The 18,676-nt window shown below is 64.7% G+C and carries 22 protein-coding genes; 9 read left to right on the forward strand and 13 right to left on the reverse strand.

The annotated features are described in order from the left end of the window. Entirely contained in the window at positions 1 to 435 is a 435-nt protein-coding gene (locus CA833_RS16135) for a hypothetical protein (protein WP_207078626.1), read from the forward strand. Positions 436 to 438: 3 nt separating this feature from the next. On the opposite strand, the gene CA833_RS16140 is transcribed toward CA833_RS16135, so the two are convergent. After that, the gene (locus tag CA833_RS16140) at positions 439 to 2,151 is read right to left on the reverse strand and encodes a M28 family peptidase (RefSeq protein WP_242526146.1); all 1,713 of its coding nucleotides are present in this window, start codon (positions 2,149 to 2,151) and stop codon (positions 439 to 441) included. 258 nt (positions 2,152 to 2,409) lie between these two features. On the opposite strand from CA833_RS16140, the gene rpiB reads away from it, so the two are divergent. From rpiB to CA833_RS16175, 7 genes are all read left to right on the forward strand, one after another. Beyond that, positions 2,410 to 2,847 (forward strand): ribose 5-phosphate isomerase B, encoded by a 438-nt coding sequence (rpiB, locus tag CA833_RS16145; protein WP_142633439.1) that lies wholly within the window; start codon positions 2,410 to 2,412, stop codon positions 2,845 to 2,847. Positions 2,848 to 2,864: 17 nt separating this feature from the next. After that, positions 2,865 to 4,163, forward strand: coding sequence for a serine hydroxymethyltransferase (glyA, locus tag CA833_RS16150; protein ID WP_207078628.1), 1,299 nt, complete (start codon positions 2,865 to 2,867; stop codon positions 4,161 to 4,163). 18 nt (positions 4,164 to 4,181) lie between these two features. Beyond that, positions 4,182 to 4,406, forward strand: a complete 225-nt coding sequence (locus CA833_RS16155) for a hypothetical protein (RefSeq protein WP_142633435.1) — start codon at positions 4,182 to 4,184, stop codon at positions 4,404 to 4,406. 44 nt (positions 4,407 to 4,450) lie between these two features. Beyond that, positions 4,451 to 4,945 (forward strand): transcriptional regulator NrdR, encoded by a 495-nt coding sequence (nrdR, locus tag CA833_RS16160; protein WP_207078629.1) that lies wholly within the window; start codon positions 4,451 to 4,453, stop codon positions 4,943 to 4,945. After that, a complete protein-coding gene (locus tag CA833_RS16165; protein ID WP_207080139.1) occupies positions 4,945 to 5,697 on the forward strand; it encodes an RNA methyltransferase in 753 nt (250 codons plus the stop codon). The genes nrdR and CA833_RS16165 overlap by 1 nt, the downstream gene beginning before the upstream one ends. 211 nt (positions 5,698 to 5,908) lie before the next feature. Continuing rightward, the gene (gene rpsD, locus CA833_RS16170; protein ID WP_142633431.1) at positions 5,909 to 6,523 is read left to right on the forward strand and encodes a 30S ribosomal protein S4; all 615 of its coding nucleotides are present in this window, start codon (positions 5,909 to 5,911) and stop codon (positions 6,521 to 6,523) included. Positions 6,524 to 6,667: 144 nt separating this feature from the next. Continuing rightward, positions 6,668 to 6,829 carry a hypothetical protein gene (locus CA833_RS16175; protein WP_185928725.1) on the forward strand — a complete coding sequence of 54 codons (162 nt, stop codon included), beginning with the start codon at positions 6,668 to 6,670 and terminating at the stop codon, positions 6,827 to 6,829. Between the two features lie 72 nt (positions 6,830 to 6,901). Here the strand turns inward: CA833_RS16175 and tgt are convergent, their stop codons facing one another. The 11 genes from tgt to CA833_RS16230 form a co-directional block, all read right to left on the reverse strand. Beyond that, the gene (tgt, locus tag CA833_RS16180) at positions 6,902 to 8,029 is read right to left on the reverse strand and encodes a tRNA guanosine(34) transglycosylase Tgt (RefSeq protein WP_207078630.1); all 1,128 of its coding nucleotides are present in this window, start codon (positions 8,027 to 8,029) and stop codon (positions 6,902 to 6,904) included. Between the two features lie 19 nt (positions 8,030 to 8,048). Then, positions 8,049 to 9,062 (reverse strand): YdiY family protein, encoded by a 1,014-nt coding sequence (locus CA833_RS16185; protein ID WP_242526147.1) that lies wholly within the window; start codon positions 9,060 to 9,062, stop codon positions 8,049 to 8,051. A 32-nt stretch (positions 9,063 to 9,094) separates the two neighbouring features. Further along, positions 9,095 to 9,868, reverse strand: a complete 774-nt coding sequence (locus CA833_RS16190; RefSeq protein WP_207078632.1) for an ABC transporter permease — start codon at positions 9,866 to 9,868, stop codon at positions 9,095 to 9,097. After that, positions 9,865 to 10,800 carry an ABC transporter ATP-binding protein gene (locus CA833_RS16195; RefSeq protein ID WP_207078633.1) on the reverse strand — a complete coding sequence of 312 codons (936 nt, stop codon included), beginning with the start codon at positions 10,798 to 10,800 and terminating at the stop codon, positions 9,865 to 9,867. The genes CA833_RS16190 and CA833_RS16195 overlap by 4 nt, the downstream gene beginning before the upstream one ends. 91 nt (positions 10,801 to 10,891) lie before the next feature. Continuing rightward, the gene (locus CA833_RS16200; RefSeq protein WP_207078634.1) at positions 10,892 to 11,395 is read right to left on the reverse strand and encodes a hypothetical protein; all 504 of its coding nucleotides are present in this window, start codon (positions 11,393 to 11,395) and stop codon (positions 10,892 to 10,894) included. Positions 11,396 to 11,406: 11 nt separating this feature from the next. Beyond that, entirely contained in the window at positions 11,407 to 12,444 is a 1,038-nt protein-coding gene (queA, locus tag CA833_RS16205) for a tRNA preQ1(34) S-adenosylmethionine ribosyltransferase-isomerase QueA (protein ID WP_207078635.1), read from the reverse strand. Between the two features lie 51 nt (positions 12,445 to 12,495). Continuing rightward, entirely contained in the window at positions 12,496 to 13,197 is a 702-nt protein-coding gene (locus CA833_RS16210; RefSeq protein ID WP_142633416.1) for a peptidylprolyl isomerase, read from the reverse strand. Positions 13,198 to 13,285: 88 nt separating this feature from the next. Further along, on the reverse strand, positions 13,286 to 13,798 hold the full coding sequence (gene coaD, locus CA833_RS16215; RefSeq protein ID WP_142633415.1) for a pantetheine-phosphate adenylyltransferase: 513 nt from the start codon (positions 13,796 to 13,798) through the stop codon (positions 13,286 to 13,288). A gap of 100 nt (positions 13,799 to 13,898) precedes the next feature. Continuing rightward, complete coding sequence (locus tag CA833_RS16220) at positions 13,899 to 14,807, reverse strand: polyprenyl synthetase family protein (RefSeq protein WP_142633414.1); 909 nt, start codon at positions 14,805 to 14,807, stop codon at positions 13,899 to 13,901. A gap of 4 nt (positions 14,808 to 14,811) precedes the next feature. Beyond that, positions 14,812 to 15,063, reverse strand: a complete 252-nt coding sequence (locus CA833_RS16225; protein WP_142633413.1) for an exodeoxyribonuclease VII small subunit — start codon at positions 15,061 to 15,063, stop codon at positions 14,812 to 14,814. A 120-nt stretch (positions 15,064 to 15,183) separates the two neighbouring features. Next, entirely contained in the window at positions 15,184 to 15,657 is a 474-nt protein-coding gene (locus CA833_RS16230) for a YbjN domain-containing protein (protein WP_142633412.1), read from the reverse strand. Positions 15,658 to 15,787: 130 nt separating this feature from the next. On the opposite strand from CA833_RS16230, the gene purL reads away from it, so the two are divergent. Further along, positions 15,788 to 17,947, forward strand: a complete 2,160-nt coding sequence (gene purL / locus CA833_RS16235; RefSeq protein ID WP_142633411.1) for a phosphoribosylformylglycinamidine synthase subunit PurL — start codon at positions 15,788 to 15,790, stop codon at positions 17,945 to 17,947. Between the two features lie 68 nt (positions 17,948 to 18,015). Here purL and CA833_RS16240 read toward each other — a convergent pair whose 3' ends face one another. Further along, complete coding sequence (locus tag CA833_RS16240) at positions 18,016 to 18,675, reverse strand: DUF1345 domain-containing protein (RefSeq protein WP_142633409.1); 660 nt, start codon at positions 18,673 to 18,675, stop codon at positions 18,016 to 18,018. Between the last annotated feature and the right edge of the window lies 1 nt (position 18,676).

Below are 18,676 nucleotides of genomic sequence, written 5' to 3' on the forward strand. Positions count from 1 at the left end.
ATGGCCTTCGGAGATACCGACATCGTCAGCGAAGCAGGCGCGCGTGAAGCAACGCTCTGTGCCGCGGGCGCCTGCATCGCATTCCCGTCCCTGATCCTTATGGGCCTATTGGCAGTACTCCGCTTCGCTGGCCCCGCTGTCCTGTTCGGACTGCCGACAGCGATGCTCATTCTGCTTGTCGCAATCGTTGCAACATCCTTCGCCTGCGCCTTCCGCTTCGCAAGACAGAAGGGAGAACACGTGGGCTTTTTGATGCTCCTAGCCCTCCTGGCGAGCGTCCTTGCAACGGCATTCGTGGCGCTCAGCATCGATGCTGCAGGCATCTTCGCGGTCATCCCGGTTGCAACGCTTGCGACAGTCGTGGGCAAGCTGGTCCTGCAAGGCATGCGCGGCGCACGGAACCTGCGCGAGCCATCGCCCGAGTTCTTCGAGTAGCGCTCAGGTCCTGCCGCGGTTCTTGGCACTGTCCGAATAGGCGGCGATACTGGGCGCCGGGGCATCCAGTCGCACCCACAGCGAAACGGCGAGGGCTCCTGCCAGCAGCAGCACGGCCACCACACGCCCGGGCACCAAGGACAATGCAGGTCGCAGCGGTATCAGCACGCAAACGCCGGCCATCAGCGGCAGCACGGCCACCATCGGCATGGTGGGGCCAACCGCCTGCATGAGCGCATAGCCGAGCATGAGCGCATAACCCGTCACCACGCCGGCCACGACCACCGCGACCGCCCGCGCCAGACCGTCGTGCCCCGAGGCGCGCACCAGCGCCGCAACGCCGCCCAGCAGCAGCGGCACGGTCAGGACATAGGCCGCCGCCGGCGCAAAGGCCTGAAACACAGCGCCGCCCAGCAATACAGGCAGCACCAGCCCTGCCTCCCCCGCCTCGCCGTCCGGCTTTCGCCCCACCAGCAGAATTGCAACGGCCACGCTCGCACACAGCGCCATGCCTTGAAGCCTGGGGATCGCGGCGAGACGGTCGTAATAGTTCACCGGACCATCGGCGCCCGACAGCAAGTTGAGCAGATAGAGCAAGCCCGCCGTCACCGCGACCAGAGCAAGCATGCGGACCATTCCGCCGACCAGCGCCCGGCCATCGAACCGCCGCAGCGAAAGGATACCGTATCCGGCAAATCCCACGGCCAGCATCACCCAGCCCCACCATGCGGCATAGTGCACCGCAAACAGCCCGAACACGTCGAAGAACACGATATCCGGCGACCGCCCCGGCAGTTCGGGCGCCTCCACCATGGCCCGCGCCAGCCCCAGCGTCTGCTCGCCCATCTGCTGGAGCGCCCCCTGATCGAGATTGGCCGGCGTCGCCAGCGGGGAGTGGTAGAGCCCGGGCCTACCGATGAAGGCAAAGTTCCACGCCGCATAGCCGTGCGGCAGCGCGACGGTGAGGTCCGTGTCGTTAGGCAGGACGCTATAGATGAACGTCGCCAGCGAGGTGCCCGCCGGATGCGGCGCGGTGGCTGCCCAGAGCCGCGCCGCGTCGCCGTTCATCGCGGAAGTCTGGAACAGGTTCGCCTTGCCGCCGCCTCCACGGGTTTCAAGATTGATCAGCGCGCCGATCCGGCTTGCCTCGGGCGCTTGCCCAAAGAACAATTCTGCTCCGTTGAGCCCCGCTTCCTCGCCGTCCGTCAGGATGACGATCACGTCACGGCGACGATCGCGCTGGCCGGACAGCGCACGCATCGTCTCGAGGATCGAAGCCACGCCCGCGCCGTCGTCGGCAGCGGCAGGCGAGCCCCAGACGCTGTCGTAATGCGCCATCAGCGCCACGGCGGGCAAAGTGCGATCCCGCCCCGGCAGCACCGCAACGATGTTGACCAACGGGATCTGCGCGCGGTTCTCCCCGCCGCGATGGTTCAGCTTTTCCCGCGCATCGTCCGGGAACAGTGCTTCCTGCGTATGCACGACCAGGCCGAGGGCACCGAGCCGATCCATCAGATATCCACGCAAGGCCGCATGCTCGGCCGAACCGCTCGGATGCGGAGCCCGCGCGATCCGCGCGACCTCGATCATGGCGCGGCCTGCCGAGAAGTCTTCCCCGGCCGTATCGGCTGCGAGCGGGCGCGGCGGCGTCGTGCCGAGGATGGCGAGGACCACCCCGATCAGCAGCGCAAGGACAAGCAATTTCGCCGATTTCACCGCTAACCCCTTCATCGCAAACGCGAAACAATCATGCCTGCCCGCCCGGGTGTCAATCGCATCCGACCAAGTTTGGAATTCTGCGCCATTCACGGTCACGAGCAGCGGATTCCTGCGCGTTCAGACCGTAATTGCGCCTGATCCTTGCACATCCGGGAAATGCGCAGGCGGAATGTCAACAAAGGTGGCAATGCGACGAAGTCGCGACTAAGGGGAGGCGCAAACGAATCCCCGCATCAGGACAGGCAGCCCGATCCCATGCGCATTGCGATTGCTTCAGACCACGCCGCCGTCGACCTCAAGACGGTTCTGCGTGAATACCTCATCGAACTCGGCCACGAAGTCGCCGATCTCGGCCCCGAGACCGCCGATCGTGTCGATTATCCCGACTACGGTTACAAACTTGCCTCGGTCGTCGCCGACGGCACTGCGCAGTTCGGCGTCGCCCTCTGCGGCTCAGGCATCGGCATCTCGATTGCCGTGAACCGTGATCCGGCCTGCCGCTGCGCGCTCGTATCCGAGCCGCTCTCGGCCGCACTCGCGCGTGAGCACAACAACGCCAACGTCATCGCCATGGGTGCCCGCCTGACTGGCGAGGACATGGCCAAGGCTTGCCTCGATGCCTTCCTTTCGACCGAGTTCGGTGGCGGACGCCACGCAGGCCGCGTCGAAAAGCTTTCCAACCCCGTCTTCTGAAACGGAGAAGCCCGAACATGACTGTAGAAACCGCCATCCGTTCCGCCGGCTTCTTCTCTGACGGCGTTGCCCAGAGCGACCCCGCTGTTGCCAAGGCCATCGGCCACGAACTCAAGCGCGAGCGCAAGCAGATCGAACTGATCGCCTCGGAGAACATCGTCTCCAAGGCCGTGCTCGAAGCCCAGGGTTCGGTGCTGACCAACAAGTACGCCGAAGGCTACCCCGGCAAGCGCTACTACCAGGGCTGCGAGCCCTCGGACGAAGTCGAGACGCTCGCCATCGAACGCGCCAAGCAGCTGTTCGACTGCCAGTTCGCCAACGTGCAGCCCCACTCGGGCGCGCAGGCCAACGGCGCCGTGCTCCTCGCCACCGTCAAGCCCGGCGACACCATCATGGGCATGAGCCTCGATGCCGGCGGCCACCTCACCCACGGCGCCCGCGCGGCGCTCTCGGGCAAGTGGTTCAAGGCCGTGCAGTACGGCGTGACCAAGGACACCCACCTGATCGACTACGATGAGGTCCAGGCTCTCGCCACGGAACACCAGCCCAAGCTGATCATCGCCGGTGGCTCCGCCTATCCGCGTGTGATCGACTTCAAGCGCATGCGCGAAATCGCCGACAGCGTGGGCGCGCTGTTCCAGGTCGACATGGCCCACTTCGCCGGCCTGGTGGCCGCGGGCCTGCACCCCTCGCCCTTCCCGCACGCGCACATCGCCACCACCACCACGCACAAGACGCTGCGCGGCCCGCGCGGCGGCATGATCCTCACCAATGACGAGGCTCTCGCCAAGAAGATCAATTCGGCGGTATTCCCCGGTCTCCAGGGCGGTCCGCTGATGCACGTCGTCGCCGCCAAGGCCGTCGCCTTCGGTGAAGCGCTTCGCCCCGAGTTCAAGGACTACGCCGCGCGCGTGATCGAGAACGCCAAGGTCCTTGCCGATACCCTCAAGGAACGCGGCGCCGCGATCGTTTCGGGTGGCACCGACACCCACCTCGCCCTGATCGACCTCTCGCCGCTCGGCGTGACCGGCAAGGATGCGGACGAGGCGCTGGAACGTGCGGGCATCACCTGCAACAAGAACGGCATCCCCTTCGATCCGCTGCCGCCGATGAAGACCAGCGGCATCCGCGTGGGTTCGCCCGCCGGCACCACCCGCGGCTTCGGTCCGGAAGAGTTCCGTGAAATCGGCAACATGGTCGCCGACGTCCTCGACGGCCTTGCCAAGTGCGGCGAAGCGGGCGACGCTCAGGTGGAGCAGAACGTGCGTGCACGCGTCGAAGCGCTGTGCGACCGTTTCCCGATCTACGAGGACTGATCCAGGAGCCTGAACGCCATGACCGACCCTGACCGCCCCGACGACACCGGTGACTTCATTTCCGACGCCCGCCACGAGCTGGCCGGAATGCTGCAGGATGGCCTGGACCATCCATCGACCAAACCGGTGTTGATCTGGGGCGCGGCAGGGGCGGTCGCGGCGGCCGTGCTTCCGTTCGTGTCGATCCCGCTCGGCCTTGCGGTCGGCGCGGGATACCAGTTCTACAAGCGCGTGCGCCCCTGAAAGCCTGCTCTATCTTGCCTGATTATTCGAAAGTAACCGACTGAATGCGCTGTCCTTTTTGCGCCCATGACGATTCCCAGGTCAAGGACAGCCGCCCGACCGAGGACAACACGGCGATCCGCCGTCGCCGCCAGTGTTCCAGCTGCGGCGCGCGTTTTACCACGTTCGAGCGCGTCCAGCTTCGCGACATCACTGTCGTAAAAAGTGACGATGCGCGCGAGCCGTTCGACCGCGCCAAGATCGAACAGTCGGTCACGCTCGCCTGCCGCAAGCGCGGGATCGAGCGCGAGAAGATCGACCAGCTCGTCTCCGGCGTACAGCGCCAGGTCGAGACGCTGGGCGAATCCGAAGTTCCCTCCCGCGAAATAGGCGAGATGGTGATGGAAGGGCTGCGTCAGCTCGATTCGGTCGCCTATATCCGTTTCGCCTCGGTCTACCGCGCCTTCAACGAAGCGCGCGATTTCGAAGCTTTTGCAGGCACCGTGCGCGATGTCGCCGGGCAAGGTGCGACCAAGGGTGTAACAAAGGACGCCGAATGATGGCTGACGCAAGCAAGCCGGTCATCGTACTGGTCCGCCCGCAACTGGGCGAGAATATCGGCAAGGCCGCACGCGCCATGCTCAACTTCGGCCTTGCCGAAATGCGCCTTGTCGCCCCCCGTGACGGCTGGCCCAATCCCTCGGCCGGCCCGGCCGCCGCCGGGGCGGACGTGGTGCTGGAACACGCGCAGGTCTTCGACACGCTGGCGGAAGCCGTGGCCGACTGCGCCAATGTCTATGCCACCACCGTGCGCAAACGCGGCGTTACCAAGCCGGTCGTCACGCCCGAGCAGGCCGCCCGCGAAGTGCACGAGACCGCCCGCACTACCGGTGCCCGCTCGGCTTACGTGTTCGGGCCCGAGCGTTCGGGCCTGGAAACCGAGGACGCCGCCCTCGCCCGCGCGATCCTGACGGTGCCGATCAACCCGGAATTTGCCTCGCTCAATCTCGCGCAGGCCGTCATTCTCTGCGCCTATGAATGGTCGAAAGGCGCGGCGGCGTCCGGCGAACTGGCACAGCCCACGCAGGAGGAACTGCTCCCCCCTGCCCCCCAGGACGAATTGGAAGGCCTCATCGGCCATTTCGAGCAACTGCTCGAACCCAAGAACTATTTCTGGCCGGAAACGCGCGCGGCAGCCAACCGGCTGACCTTGCGCAATCTTCTCACGAAGCCGGCCTGGAATCACCTCGAAGTGCGCACCCTTCGCGGTGTGCTCTCTGCCCTCGGAAACGAGCGTCGCCCGCGGAGTTGAGCCGGTTTCCGGCTTATCCGCTTGACTTTCACCCCCGAGCCCGTATGGGGCACCCCTTCACATGGCGCCTGTCTTCTTGACAGGTCCGTCCATTCGGCCCCGCACCCCGGTGAAGCGGCGGCCGCATTCCGCGAAATAGGCGGAATGGTGCGCCCCGGGAAAACATGGACCGCATCCACAGTGGATGCGGCAGCAGAAAAGGAGACGACTTATGTCGAAGCGTAAAAGCGCCAAGTACAAACTCGACCGCCGCATGGGCGAAAACATCTGGGGTCGCCCCAAGAGCGCGGTTAACCGCCGCAGCTATGGCCCGGGCCAGCACGGCCAGCGCCGCAAGGGCAAGATCTCGGACTACGGTCTGCAGCTGCGCGCCAAGCAGAAGCTCAAGGGCTACTACGGCGACGTGACCGAGAAGCAGTTCAAGGCTACCTACCAGGAAGCCTCGCGCATGAAGGGCGACACCGGCCAGAACCTGATCGGCCTGCTCGAACAGCGCCTGGACATGGTCGTGTACCGCTCGAAGTTCGCTCCGACCATCTTCGCGGCCCGTCAGATCGTTTCGCACGGCCACATCCGCGTCAACGGCGTGAAGTGCAACATCGCTTCGCGTCGCGTGAAGGTCGGCGACGTCATCAGCCTGGGCAACAAGGCCAAGGAAATGGCGCTGATCATCGAAGCCCAGAACCTGCCCGAGCGTGAAGTCCCCGACTACGTCGCTCAGGACGGCACCGACAAGGTGACCTTCGTCCGCGTCCCGACGCTCGACGAAGTGCCCTACCCGGTGAAGATGGAACCGAACCTGGTGGTCGAGTTCTACTCGCGCTAAGTTTCGGGTCTCCGGACCAGGAATAGGAAGGGCGGCTCCCCACGGAGCCGCCCTTTTCTTTTGCACGACGAATGGCACGAAAATACGGCGAATCGAGGGACTTGTCAGGGAACCGACATCGTTTGACGGCATTGGACCTGCATCATGAATCGCTTTCGCTTCATCACTCCGCACCGCACCGGCAAATGGTATGCCACCCTCGAACTGGCCCAGCGTTTTGCCAGCCAGATCGGCGCCGGTTTCCTCGATCTGCGCAGCGGCCGCTTCGTCGCCTATCCCGGAACGCGGCTCGAAGTCTCGGCCTGACTGCCCTAGCCAGCCCCTTCAAGACGAGCGGGAGAGGCGCTCCGGGGCAACCCGGAACAGCTCAGCCGCCCCCTATAAACGGAAATAGGAACGCCGGAAGTCGGCCGCGAAAGCCGCGAACCGCGCTTCTGCGATGGCGTCGCGCATTCCCTGCATGAGCTGCTGATAGAAGGAGATGTTGTGCTCGGTCATCAGCATCGAGCCCAGGATCTCGCCCGAGCGCACGAGGTGGTGCAGGTAGGCACGGCTATACGTCGCGCACGTCGGGCACTTGCAGCGCTCGTCAAGCGGACCATTGTCCTCGGCATGGCGGGCGTTGCGCAAGTTGAGCGGACCGTTCCACGTAAAGGCCTGTCCGTTACGCCCTGAACGGCTGGGCAGGACGCAATCGAACATGTCGACGCCGCGTTCCACCGCGCCCACGAGATCGTCGGGCTTGCCGACGCCCATGAGATAGCGCGGACGATCGGCCGGAAGCTGCTGCGGCGCGAACTCCAGCGTCGCGAACATCGCCTCCTGCCCCTCGCCGACAGCCAGGCCGCCGATCGCGTAGCCGTCGAAACCGATGTCGATCAGGGCATCGGCCGAAGTCTTGCGCAGACCTTCGTCGAGCGCGCCCTGCTGGATGCCGAACAGCGCCGAATTGGCCGCATGCTCACCGCCGCTGTCGAAGCCGTCGCGGCTGCGCCTTGCCCAGCGCATCGACATTTCCATCGAACGCGCGATGACGTCGCGCGGCTGGTCGATCTTGGGACATTCGTCAAAGCACATGACGATGTCGGAACCCAGCAGCCGCTGGATTTCCATCGACCGTTCGGGCGTAAGCAGATGGCGCGATCCGTCGAGATGGCTTGCGAAGGTCACGCCGTTCTCGGTGATCTTGCGCAGGTCCGACAGGCTCATCACCTGATACCCGCCACTATCGGTCAGGATCGGGCGATCCCAGTTCATGAACTTGTGCAGCCCGCCCAGCCGCGCCACGCGTTCGGCGCCGGGGCGCAGCATGAGATGATAGGTATTGCCCAGGATGATGTCGGCGCCGGTGGCCCGCACATCCTGCGGCTTCATGGCCTTGACCGTGGCGGCGGTTCCCACCGGCATGAAGGCCGGGGTGCGGATCTCGCCGCGACGCATCTTGATGACGCCGGTGCGGGCCTTGCCGTCGGTGGCGTGGATGGAGAATTCGAAACGGGGGTTCATAGCCCGCCCGTTATCGAATTCAGAAGCCGTAGACCAGCGAGAAGCGCGAAATCGTATCGGTCCTCAGCGTCCCGGCGGGCGGAGAGGTCTCATGCTCGAACGAATAGGAGAGCTTGGCCTTCAACTTCTTGGACACGCCCGCCTCGATGCCGGTGTTCGTCGTGAAAGTGCTGTTGCCGGTTTCGATGTACGACGAGGCCGTCTGGGTGAACTTCACGGCATCGTCGACATTCCAGCTGAAATCGAGCGAAGTCAGGGTCGACCAGGTTGTCTCGACCGGGTCCGTGACATAGCGCGTACGGCGCAAGGCCGGACCGATTTCCAGAGACAGCGCCAGATCCTTTCGCTTGATCACGCGGTAGCCGAGACCGCCCGAAAGCGAATAACGGTCATCGTAGCCCTGGATCGCATTACGCTCCCACTGGGTACGCCCATACGTGAACAGGCCGTCACGCAAGGTGTAGCGCGCCTGATAGCCGGCCAGGTACTGCTCGCGCGTGACCGTGCCCTTGTCCTTCTGGTAATCGGCCGTGAGCTGGATCGTGTGCTGCCAGTCGATCCCCTTGCGATCGAGATTGATAGCCCCGCTGAAGCCGAAATTGTTGGTATTGCCGGTTGCCCGGAACGCGCCGGCCTCGACCTTCCCGGTCCACAACTGGAAGATGTCGGACTGGCGGATGCGCTGGGTTTCCGCATTGGCCTTGGCAGCGGCAAGGCGGGCAGCCTCGTCGTTGAAGGCCTTCTGCATCGCACGGATCTCGTCCTTGTCGTAGGGCTTGGTATCCAGCGCGACCTTCACCACCGCGGCAACCGTTGCCGAATCGCCGGTACGGATCGCCGATTCGAGCATGGCACGCACGTTTTCCGGCAGCCGCGGCGGTCCCGCAGCCACGAACGGCATCGGCCAGGGATACGTCGGCAGCGCCACCGCCACCACCGGCACGATGAACGGTACCGGTTGCGGCGCCGGGGGGAGGTGGACAAGGGGCTGCGCTTGCGCCGGCACGGCGGCGAGCACAAGCGGAAGACCCATCAAACGCATCGACATGATAAACAGTTATCCGCTCAGGCGCGCAGGCGCCACCCCGTACGGAAGATCCAGGCGATGAAACCCACGCAGAGCGCGAGGAATGCCAGAGTCATCACCAGCGAGATGCCGATGGGGAAGTCCGACCTGCCATAGAAGCACCAGCGCAGACCGTTGACGAGGTAGACCACCGGATTGACCATCGCCACCGAACGCCATGGCTCGGGCAGCATCTGGATCGAGTAGAACGTGCCGCCCAGGAACGTCAGCGGCACCACGAACAGCACCGGCACGATGCCAAGCTTCTCGAAACTGTCGGCCCAGATGCCGAGGATGAAACCGAACAGCGAGAACGTCGCCGAAACCAGCAGGATGAAGCCCAGCGCGTAGAACGGGTGGACGATCGTGTAGTCGACAAAGAACGTCGCGGTGCCCAGGATGATCGCCGCAAGGATGAGGGACTTGGTCGCCGCGGCGCCGACAAAGCCGACCAGCGTCTCGGCCACGCCGACGGGGGCGGACAGCAGTTCGTAGATCGCGCCGGTGAAACGCGGCATGTAGATTCCGAAGCTGCCGTTCGAGACGCTTTCGCCCAAAATCGTCAACAGCAGCAGGCCCGGCACGATGAAGGCGCCGTAATTGACGCCGGTCACCCCCGAATCCATGCGCCCGCCGATCGCGGCGCCGAACACGACAAAATAGAGTACCGTCGTCAGCACCGGCCCGAGGATCGACTGCATCGCGGTGCGCATGGCCCGCATGACCTCGCGCTTGTAGATGGTCCAGGTGCTGCGCGCGTTGAAGGCGATCATGCCGCCGCTCCTTCCAGAAGGTCGACAAAGATGTCCTCGAGGCTCGATTCGCGGATGTCGATCGAGACATAGTCGATGCCCGCACCGGCCAGCCGCTTGGTGACTTCCGCCACTTCCGCCTTGCCCCGCCCGGAGCCGTCCCCCCCGCGGTAGACCAGTTCCAGCCCGTCTTCGGAAAGGCTGACGTTCAGGCCGGAGAGCACCTCGGGAACGGCGGCCAGCGGCGCGGCAAGGACGAAATGGGCTTCGGTACGCCCCAGTCGCTTCATCAGCGCGCGGGTTTCCTCGACCATGCGAATGCGCCCCCCCTGGATGATGCCCACCCGGTCGGCCATTTCCTCGGCTTCCTCGATGTAGTGGGTGGTCAGGATGATCGTCGTGCCGCGATCGCGCAGCAGCGAGATCTGCGCCCACATGTCGCGGCGCAGTTCGACGTCGACGCCCGCCGTGGGTTCATCGAGGAACAGCAGTTCGGGCTCGTGCGCCAGCGCCTTGGCGATCAGCACGCGGCGCTTCATGCCGCCGGACAGCGCGCGAATCTGGTCGTTGCGCTTGTCCCACAGGCTCAGCGCCTTGAGGATTTCCTCGACCCGCGCCGCGTCGGGCGCAAGGCCGAACAGCCCGCGCGAGTAGTTGACCGAATGGATCACCGTCTCGAACATGTCGGTCGCCAGTTCCTGCGGAACCAGTCCGATCCGGGCACGCAGGCGCCGCCAGTGGCGCCCCATGTCCTCACCGAAAGCGGTCATGCTGCCACCGGTCGGCCGGACCAGTCCGCAGACCGCACCGATCAGCGTCGTCTTGCCGGCACCATTGGGCCCCAGCAGCGCAAAGATCTCGCCCCGGTTGATCGAAAGGTCCACGCCGTGAAGCGCCGTGAACCCGCTGTCATAGGTCTTGGTCAGACCCTTGATTTCAAGAATGGCATCCATGGCCTGCGTGATGCGCGAAAGCGATGACGGTTCCAAGACCGAAATATCGGGCCGACCGGGGAAATTTCCACCAGCCGGCCGAAGCGGGAGATTACTGTTCCAGGCCCTTGAAGTCGTCCTGACGAATATACCCCACGTAACCGCCGAACATCTTCGCGGCAGTCTCCGGGTTGCCCATGAGTTCCTGCATCGCCATCCGGCCCAGCGTTTCCCCCGCCGTGCGGAACCCGGCGCTGCTGTGCGCGCGGTAGAGCGGGCGGGCCTGTTCGGCACAGTCCACCGTGATAAGGCGGGTGAAAATCGTCGCCACCTGGCGGTCCAGCTTGTCCTTCACGGCCGGGTCGATCTTGGCGACGTCGGCCACCTGCGGCGCACTGCCCATCGCGGTCAGGAACCACCGCGCAAACGTCACCCGGTCCTCCCCGGTCGACTTCATCGCGAAGCACTCACCAAGCTTGCCGGCAAGATCGCGTTCGACGTCCGGCGCCAACGGCGCCGTTGCGGCAGGCGAAGTCGGCGTCTGGGCTGCAGCCGCGCCCACCGGCAGCAGCGCCGCGAGTGCGACAGCCGCCGCCGGCCACTTCGAAATGATCATGATAGTTCCCCCTATTCCCGAATCAGCAGGCTGGAATCGCCATAGCTATAGAAACGATAACCCGTTGAAATAGCGTGTCGATAGACCGCCTGCATACGTTCCAGCCCCATCAGCGCGGAGACCAGCATGAACAGGGTGGACTTGGGAAGGTGGAAATTGGTCATCAGTCCGTCGATCGCCTTGAAGCGATAGCCCGGAGTGATGAAGATCGCGGTATCGCCTTCGAACGGACGGATCAGGTTGTCGTCGCCGGTCGCGCTTTCCAGCAGGCGCAGGCTGGTGGTGCCCACCGCGATAACGCGATTTCCCGCCGCACGCGCGGCATTGAGGCGATCGGCGGTCGCCGCGTCGATGCTGCCCCATTCGGCATGCATCCGGTGGTCCTGCGTATCGTCGGCCTTGACCGGCAGGAAAGTGCCCGCGCCGACATGCAGCGTCAGCGTCTCCCGCTTCACGCCTGCGGCCTCCAGGCGCGCCATCAGTTCCGGGGTGAAGTGCAGCGAGGCGGTCGGCGCGGCAACCGCACCATCCTTCTCGGCGAACATCGTCTGGTAGTCGCTGCGATCTGCCTCGTCGGTTTCGCGCTTGCCGGCGATATACGGGGGAAGCGGCATGCGTCCTGCCCGCTCCAGCAGGACTTCGACCGGCTCCTCGCCTTCGAAGAACAGTACCCAGCTGCCGTCGTCGAGGCGCTCCTCGGCCAGCGCGGTGACACCGGCAGGAAATTCGATGCGGTCACTGGGCCGCAGCCGCTTGGCATTGCGCACAAAGGCCTGCCAGCGGCGCAGATCGATGCGCTTGTGCAGCGTCGCACCGATCTTCGCCTCGCCGCGGCGCCCTTCGAGCTGGGCGGGGATGACACGCGTGTCGTTGAACACCAGCACATCGCCGGGCCGCAGGATGCCAGGCAAATCGTGGACGTGGCGATCGACGAGCGATCCGCTCTCGGCCCCTTCCACCAGCAGCATGCGCGCGGAATCGCGCGGCCGGGCCGGCCTCAGGGCAATGTTCTCGGGCGGAAGGTCGAAGTCGAAAAGGTCAACGCGCATGGCGCGCGTCTAGGCGCGCGCCATCGCTTCGTCATCCCCTTTCGGAGAAATTCAGTTCGACTTCGAATTGCTCAGTTGGTCGGCCGTGATCTTGGCGGGCGCTGCAACCGGCGCGGGAGCGGCCACCGGCGGCGCCTTGTTTTCCGACGCCAGCGAAGCCTGCACGATCTTGGTGGGATTCGCCGGCGGCTCGCCGCGCTGGATCGCATCGACGTACTGCATGCCCGAAATCACACGGCCAAAGATCGTATACTTATGATCGAGCGAGAAGCGCGGGTAAAACACGATGAAGAACTGGCTGTTCGCGCTGTTCGGCTCGTTGGTACGCGCCATCGAGACCATGCCGCGCAAGTGCGGCAGCGAGTTGAACTCGGCCTCGAGGTCGGGAAGCTGCGAACCGCCCTGCCCGGTCCCGGTCGGATCGCCGGTCTGCGCCATGAAACCATCGATCACGCGGTGGAAGATCTGGCCGTTGTAGAAACCCTGCGATGCGAGCGTCTTGATACGCTCGACATGGTGCGGCGCCCACTGCGGCATCAGGCGAATGGCCACGCGGCCACCGTCCGACAGGTCGAGCAGCAGAACGTTTTCGGGCTCGTGCGAGATATCGGCATCGACCACCGGCGAAAGCGGCGGCGCCACCGGAGCGGCGGCGGCATCGGGGGTCGGCGCTTCCTTCTTCTTGGCCATTGCCGGCGTTGCCGCCAGCGCGAGGCCGATCATCGTCGTGGTAAGGGTCAGGCGAAACGTCATCGATTACTCACTGAAGGAAGCCGTTCAGGCTCGCGGCGATAGAGTGCGCGGCCTGACGTGACAATGAATGAATTTGTCGCAAGCGCTCTCAGTAGTCGCCCTGGAGGCCCTTGGCAGCAATACGGTCCACCACATCCGCCCGCACCGCAGGACTGACGAACCGCGAGATGTCGCCGCCAAACGTGGCGATTTCCTTGACCAGCTTGGAGGCGATCGGCTGAAGGCTGACATCGGCCATCAGGAAAACTGTCTCGATGTTCGGGTTGAGCTGCTGGTTCATGCCCGCCATCTGGTATTCATACTCGAAGTCCGCGACCGCCCGCAGGCCGCGGACGATCACGCTCGCCCCCTGCTTCTGCGCGAACTTCATCAGCAGCGCGTTGAAGCCGACAACAGTGACGTTCTCGATACCCAGCGACGCCACTTCGCGTTCAACCATGGCCATGCGCTCTTCCGGCGTGAACAGCGGGTTCTTGGAGGGATTGGTGGTCACCCCGATGATCAGCCGATCGACCAGCTTGGCGCCGCGCCGGATGATGTCGGCGTGCCCCAGCGTGATCGGATCGAAAGTGCCGGGATAGACCCCGATGCGTTCAGTCATGGCCGATTATTCCCCAATTCCCTTGAACCCGCCGCCGCAGCGGCGCACGCAATTTCAGCGATCCGCCAAACGTCTGCGAGATTTCCGCAGGCTTGCGGCCTCAATGCTTCCGCTCGACGATATAACGCGCCACCGCGCGCAGGAGATCGGCTTCCTTGCCGTGCTGGGCGAGATGGCCGATGGCCTGCTCGACCAGCATCCGCGCCTGCTCGCGCGCCCGTTCGGCGCCCAGCAGCGACACGAAGGTCTGCTTGCCTGCCGCCGCATCCTTGCCGACCGCCTTGCCGGCCAGCACCACATCACCTTCGTGGTCGATGAGATCGTCCGCGATCTGGAACGCCAGCCCGATATCACGCGCATAACCGCGCAAATGCGTGCGCCCTTCCGGCGGGATACGCCCGAGAATCGCCCCCATCTCCACCGCGGCACCCAGCAGCGCGCCGGTCTTGAGCTGCTGCAGGCGGGTAATCGTCTGAAGGTCGAACTCGCTGTTCTCGGCCACGATGTCCATCATCTGGCCACCTGCCATGCCCAGTGCGCCGCTGGCGTGGGCAAGCGCCTGCACCAGTTCGATCCGGGTGAAGGGGTCTGCGCTGACGGCGGGATCGCCAAGAACCTCGAACGCAAAAGCCAGCAGCGAATCGCCCGCCAGCACCGCCGTCGCCTCGTCATAGGCGAGATGCACGGTCGGCTTGCCGTGACGCAGGGCATCGTCATCCATGCACGGCAGGTCGTCGTGGATCAACGAATAGACGTGGATCGATTCGATGGCGATGGCCGCCCGGATCGCCGCCTCGCGCACGACACCGAACATCTCGGCAACCGCCGTCAGCAGCAGCGGACGCAGCCGCTTGCCGCCGCCGATGGCCGCATAGCGCATGGCTTCCACCAGGCGCGCGCGCTGATCGTCAGGCACCGGCAGCAGCGCATCGAATGCACCGTCGATCTCCTCAGAGATCCTTGCAAGCCCCTCCGCCAGCAGCGGGTCGCTGATTACGACCTCGCCCATCCCCTCAGCGCTCCGCGTCGAAAGGCTGCGTGCCGGCAACCGCACCGTCCGGACCGGCGACGATGCGCTCGATCCGCGCCTGCGCCGCGTCCAGGCGTTTCTGGCAATGCTGTCGCAGCTTCTCGCCCTTTTCGTAGAGCGTGATCGAATCCTCGAGCGGGACATCGCCGCTTTCCAGTCGCCTCACGATGCCCTCAAGGTCCCGCAGGGCGTCCTCGAAGCTGAGGCTTTCGATGGTTTCAGTCTCGTCTACCATGGCGAAGCAATGGCCTTAGCGCACGGGCCGGTCAAGGGGAGCCGACCGCTATTTGCCGGATTGCGCCGCCGGTCCGCCGGGCAGACCACGGACCGGCCGCAAGTCGCGAAAATCCCGCCGTCATTTCTCGTAAATGTAGTCCTGGAATGTCGCCATCGTGTCGGTCCAGAACTCCAGCGTGTCGAGGAACAACGCCTTGCTCATGCCGCCCTCGTCGAGATCGAGGTCGTACTGGATCACGCAGTCGCCATCTCCGTCCACTTGAGGGGTCACGAAGCGATATTTCTGGGAAAAGGTGTTCATCGCGTCGAGGCTGCAATGCGTCGCCTCGGTCCAGCCCGCATAGAACTGGATGCTGGAACAATCGGCGCCGTCGGTGCAGCCATAGAACGTGATCGTGAACTTCGAGCCTGACGACGCGCTCTTGATCATCGGGTCGCCAACCGAATCCTTGGTCAGTTCCGCACGGTAGCCCGCGTCCTGCAAGGCCGAGACAAGGCTGGCGGGTGATTTGGCCGTCACCATCTGGGCCTCAGCCACACCGCTCGTCATGGTGCCCAGGGCGAGCAGCAGCCCGGCGATAATCTTACGCATAAATACCCCGTTTCAATCGGAAAGTCGCTCAGCGGCATCTGGCACATCACCCCCGGCATCGAAAGTGAAAGTTCATGTCAGGGTCCATGCCGTCTAGCGCTCCGCGACGGACATGGCTAAGGCGCCTCGCATGAGCGAAATCACCCCTGACGTCGTCGAGGCGCACGGCCTCAATCCCGAAGAATACGAGCGCGTCCTGAACGCCCTTGGTCGAGAGCCGAACCTTGTCGAACTCGGCATCTTCTCGGTCATGTGGTCGGAGCACTGCTCGTACAAGTCGAGCCGCTTCCACCTGAAGAAGCTGCCGACCAAGGCACCCTGGGTCATCTGCGGCCCCGGCGAGAACGCGGGCGTGATCGACATCGGCGACGGCCAGGCTGCCATCTTCAAGATGGAAAGCCACAACCACCCCAGCTACATCGAGCCCTTCCAGGGCGCGGCCACCGGCGTCGGCGGCATCCTGCGCGACGTCTTCACCATGGGCGCGCGTCCGGTCGCCAACATGAACGCGCTGCGCTTCGGCCGCCCGGATCACCCGAAGATGAAGCATCTGGTGCAGGGCGTGGTCGAGGGCATCGGCTCCTACGGCAACTGCGTGGGCGTGCCGACCGTCGGCGGCGAGACCAACTTCCACAAGGCCTACGACGGCAACATCCTTGTCAACGCCATGACCGTGGGCGTCGCGGACACCGACAAGATCTTCTACTGCGCCGCCACCGGACTCGGTAACCCGATCGTCTACGTCGGCTCAAAGACCGGCCGCGACGGCATCCACGGCGCCACGATGGCTTCGGCCGACTTCGACGAGCATTCGGACGAGAAGCGCCCGACCGTGCAGGTAGGCGATCCCTTCACCGAAAAGCTGCTGATCGAGGCCTGCCTCGAACTCATGGCCACCGACGCCATCGTCGCCATCCAGGACATGGGCGCGGCCGGCCTCACCTCCTCGTCGGTCGAGATGGCCAGTAAGGGCGGTGCCGGCATTCGCCTCAACATGAACGCCGTGCCCTGCCGCGAAGAGGCGATGACGCCTTACGAGATGATGCTCTCGGAAAGCCAGGAGCGCATGCTCATGGTGCTTCAGCCCGGCAAGGAAGCCATGGCCGAGGCCATCTTCAAGAAGTGGGAACTCGACTTCGCGGTGATCGGCGAAGTGACCGACACCGGCCACATGGTGCTGGAATTCAACGGCGAAGTGGTCTGCGACATCCCCCTCGGCCCGCTTGCCGACGATGCGCCGGAATATGAGCGCCCTTACGTCTCGCCCGAGGAATACAAGGCCTGGGCCAAGGTTCCCGCCATCGCGGGCGCACCCGAAAGCGCCGACGTCGGCGCCGACCTGCTCAAGCTCATGGGCACGGTCGACCTTGCCTCGCGCAAGTGGATCTGGGAACAGTACGACAGCCAGGTCGGCGGAGACACGATGCAGAAGTCCGGCGGCGACGCAGCCGTGGTGCGCATCCACGATACGCAGAAGGCGCTGGCAATCAGCACCGACTGCTCGCCCCGCTACTGCTACGCCGATCCTTACGAAGGCGGCAAGCAGGCCGTGGCCGAGACCTATCGCAACATCAGCGCGGTCGGCGGCCTTCCGCTCGCCATCACCAACTGCCTGAACTTCGCGAACCCCCAGCGCCCCGAGATCATGGCACAGATCGTCGGCTGCCTGAACGGCATGGGCGATGCCTGCCGTGCGCTCGACTATCCGATCGTGTCGGGCAACGTCTCGCTCTACAACGAATCGAAGGCCACCGGCGGCGGCTCGGCGATCCTGCCGACCCCGGCGATCGGCGGCGTCGGCCTGCTGGGCGACCACGAGAAGATGGCGACCGTCGCTTTCAAGAACGCCGGCGACGAGGTCTTCGTGCTCGGCGGAAGCGGCACGCACCTCGGCCAGTCGATCTGGCTGCGCGAGATCGCCGGCCAGGAAGCAGGCGATGCCCCCAAGGTCGACCTCAAGGCCGAAGCCACCAACGGCGCTGCGGTCCGCGGCTGGATCGCCGAAGGAAAGGTCACCGCGGTGCATGACGTGAGCGACGGCGGCCTGCTCGTCGCGCTGGCCGAAATGGCACTCGCCAGCGGCCTTGGCGTCGAACTGGACGCGGCACTGACCACTGCCGAGGCATTCGGCGAGGACCAGTCACGCTATGTCGTCACTGCCCCTGCCGGCACCGCCCTGCCCGGCGCCGTGAAGATCGGCACGGTTGGCGGCACCCAGGTGGCCGGCAACGAGATTGCAGCGCTCAAGGAAGCCAACGAGGCCTTCTTCCGCGACTGGATGGAAGCCTGATCCACCGCGTCAGCGCGTATGGAACCGGAAAGAGGGCGCCGCATCGGCGCCCTCTTTTCGTTTGAGGCTCAGCTTCCGCCCGTCGTCGATGCCAGCACGTTCACCGTCAGCGCCAGGATGCCGAGGTTGAACGCAAAGGCGAACAGGCCGTGGAAGGTCGAGACGCGCCTGACGCTCGTTTGCGTGATCGCGATATCGGCGGTCTGGCAGGTCATGCCGATCACGAAGGCGAAGTTCACGAAGTCGGAGAAGTCCGGCACGCAGTCGCCCGGGAAGTCCAGCCCCTCATGATCCCCTCCGGCGCGCGAGGAATAGTAGAGCCGAGCGTAGTGGAAGGCATAGATCAGGTTCACGAAGGTCCAGCAGGACAGCAGCGTGACCACCAGCAAGGCGATCTCGCCCGCCTTCAGGATCTTGTTGTCGAGAACCAGCGTGCCCAGCGCAGCAAGGATCACCGAGGTGATCACCGCCGTCAGCATCAGCAGCATGATCTGACCGACATCGTCGCGCTTGGCCTGCCGGCGCATGACTTCGGCATTGCCGCTACGCCACAGCGGCACGCAGGATGTCACGAAGGCGATCACGCCAAGGTCGAATGCGGTGATCACCGCTTCGACGGCGGGGAGCACCAACAGTAGCGCCATGGCCGCTGCCGTCATCACGCCCAGGAACAGCAGGTAGCGCGGATGCGACAGCCGGCTCAGGAAGGGATCTCGCTCACCAGCCATC

It is taken from the genome of Novosphingobium sp. KA1, from assembly GCF_017309955.1.
Taxonomy (GTDB): Bacteria; Pseudomonadota; Alphaproteobacteria; order Sphingomonadales; family Sphingomonadaceae; genus Novosphingobium.

Bases quoted from the DNA above. Each gene is read 5' to 3' on its own strand.
- CA833_RS16135 (WP_207078626.1), top strand. From the start codon at position 1: ATGGCCTTCGGAGATACCGACATCGTCAGCGAAGCAGGCGCGCGTGAA.
- rpiB (WP_142633439.1), top strand. From the start codon at position 2,410: ATGCGCATTGCGATTGCTTCAGACCACGCCGCCGTCGACCTCAAGACG.
- glyA (WP_207078628.1), top strand. From the start codon at position 2,865: ATGACTGTAGAAACCGCCATCCGTTCCGCCGGCTTCTTCTCTGACGGC.
- CA833_RS16155 (WP_142633435.1), top strand. From the start codon at position 4,182: ATGACCGACCCTGACCGCCCCGACGACACCGGTGACTTCATTTCCGAC.
- nrdR (WP_207078629.1), top strand. From the start codon at position 4,451: ATGCGCTGTCCTTTTTGCGCCCATGACGATTCCCAGGTCAAGGACAGC.
- CA833_RS16165 (WP_207080139.1), top strand. From the start codon at position 4,945: ATGGCTGACGCAAGCAAGCCGGTCATCGTACTGGTCCGCCCGCAACTG.
- rpsD (WP_142633431.1), top strand. From the start codon at position 5,909: ATGTCGAAGCGTAAAAGCGCCAAGTACAAACTCGACCGCCGCATGGGC.
- CA833_RS16175 (WP_185928725.1), top strand. From the start codon at position 6,668: ATGAATCGCTTTCGCTTCATCACTCCGCACCGCACCGGCAAATGGTAT.
- tgt (WP_207078630.1), bottom strand. From the start codon at position 8,029: ATGAACCCCCGTTTCGAATTCTCCATCCACGCCACCGACGGCAAGGCC.
- CA833_RS16185 (WP_242526147.1), bottom strand. From the start codon at position 9,062: ATGGGTCTTCCGCTTGTGCTCGCCGCCGTGCCGGCGCAAGCGCAGCCC.
- CA833_RS16190 (WP_207078632.1), bottom strand. From the start codon at position 9,868: ATGATCGCCTTCAACGCGCGCAGCACCTGGACCATCTACAAGCGCGAG.
- CA833_RS16195 (WP_207078633.1), bottom strand. From the start codon at position 10,800: ATGGATGCCATTCTTGAAATCAAGGGTCTGACCAAGACCTATGACAGC.
- CA833_RS16200 (WP_207078634.1), bottom strand. From the start codon at position 11,395: ATGATCATTTCGAAGTGGCCGGCGGCGGCTGTCGCACTCGCGGCGCTG.
- queA (WP_207078635.1), bottom strand. From the start codon at position 12,444: ATGCGCGTTGACCTTTTCGACTTCGACCTTCCGCCCGAGAACATTGCC.
- CA833_RS16210 (WP_142633416.1), bottom strand. From the start codon at position 13,197: ATGACGTTTCGCCTGACCCTTACCACGACGATGATCGGCCTCGCGCTG.
- coaD (WP_142633415.1), bottom strand. From the start codon at position 13,798: ATGACTGAACGCATCGGGGTCTATCCCGGCACTTTCGATCCGATCACG.
- CA833_RS16220 (WP_142633414.1), bottom strand. From the start codon at position 14,807: ATGGGCGAGGTCGTAATCAGCGACCCGCTGCTGGCGGAGGGGCTTGCA.
- CA833_RS16225 (WP_142633413.1), bottom strand. From the start codon at position 15,063: ATGGTAGACGAGACTGAAACCATCGAAAGCCTCAGCTTCGAGGACGCC.
- CA833_RS16230 (WP_142633412.1), bottom strand. From the start codon at position 15,657: ATGCGTAAGATTATCGCCGGGCTGCTGCTCGCCCTGGGCACCATGACG.
- purL (WP_142633411.1), top strand. From the start codon at position 15,788: ATGAGCGAAATCACCCCTGACGTCGTCGAGGCGCACGGCCTCAATCCC.
- CA833_RS16240 (WP_142633409.1), bottom strand. From the start codon at position 18,675: ATGGCTGGTGAGCGAGATCCCTTCCTGAGCCGGCTGTCGCATCCGCGC.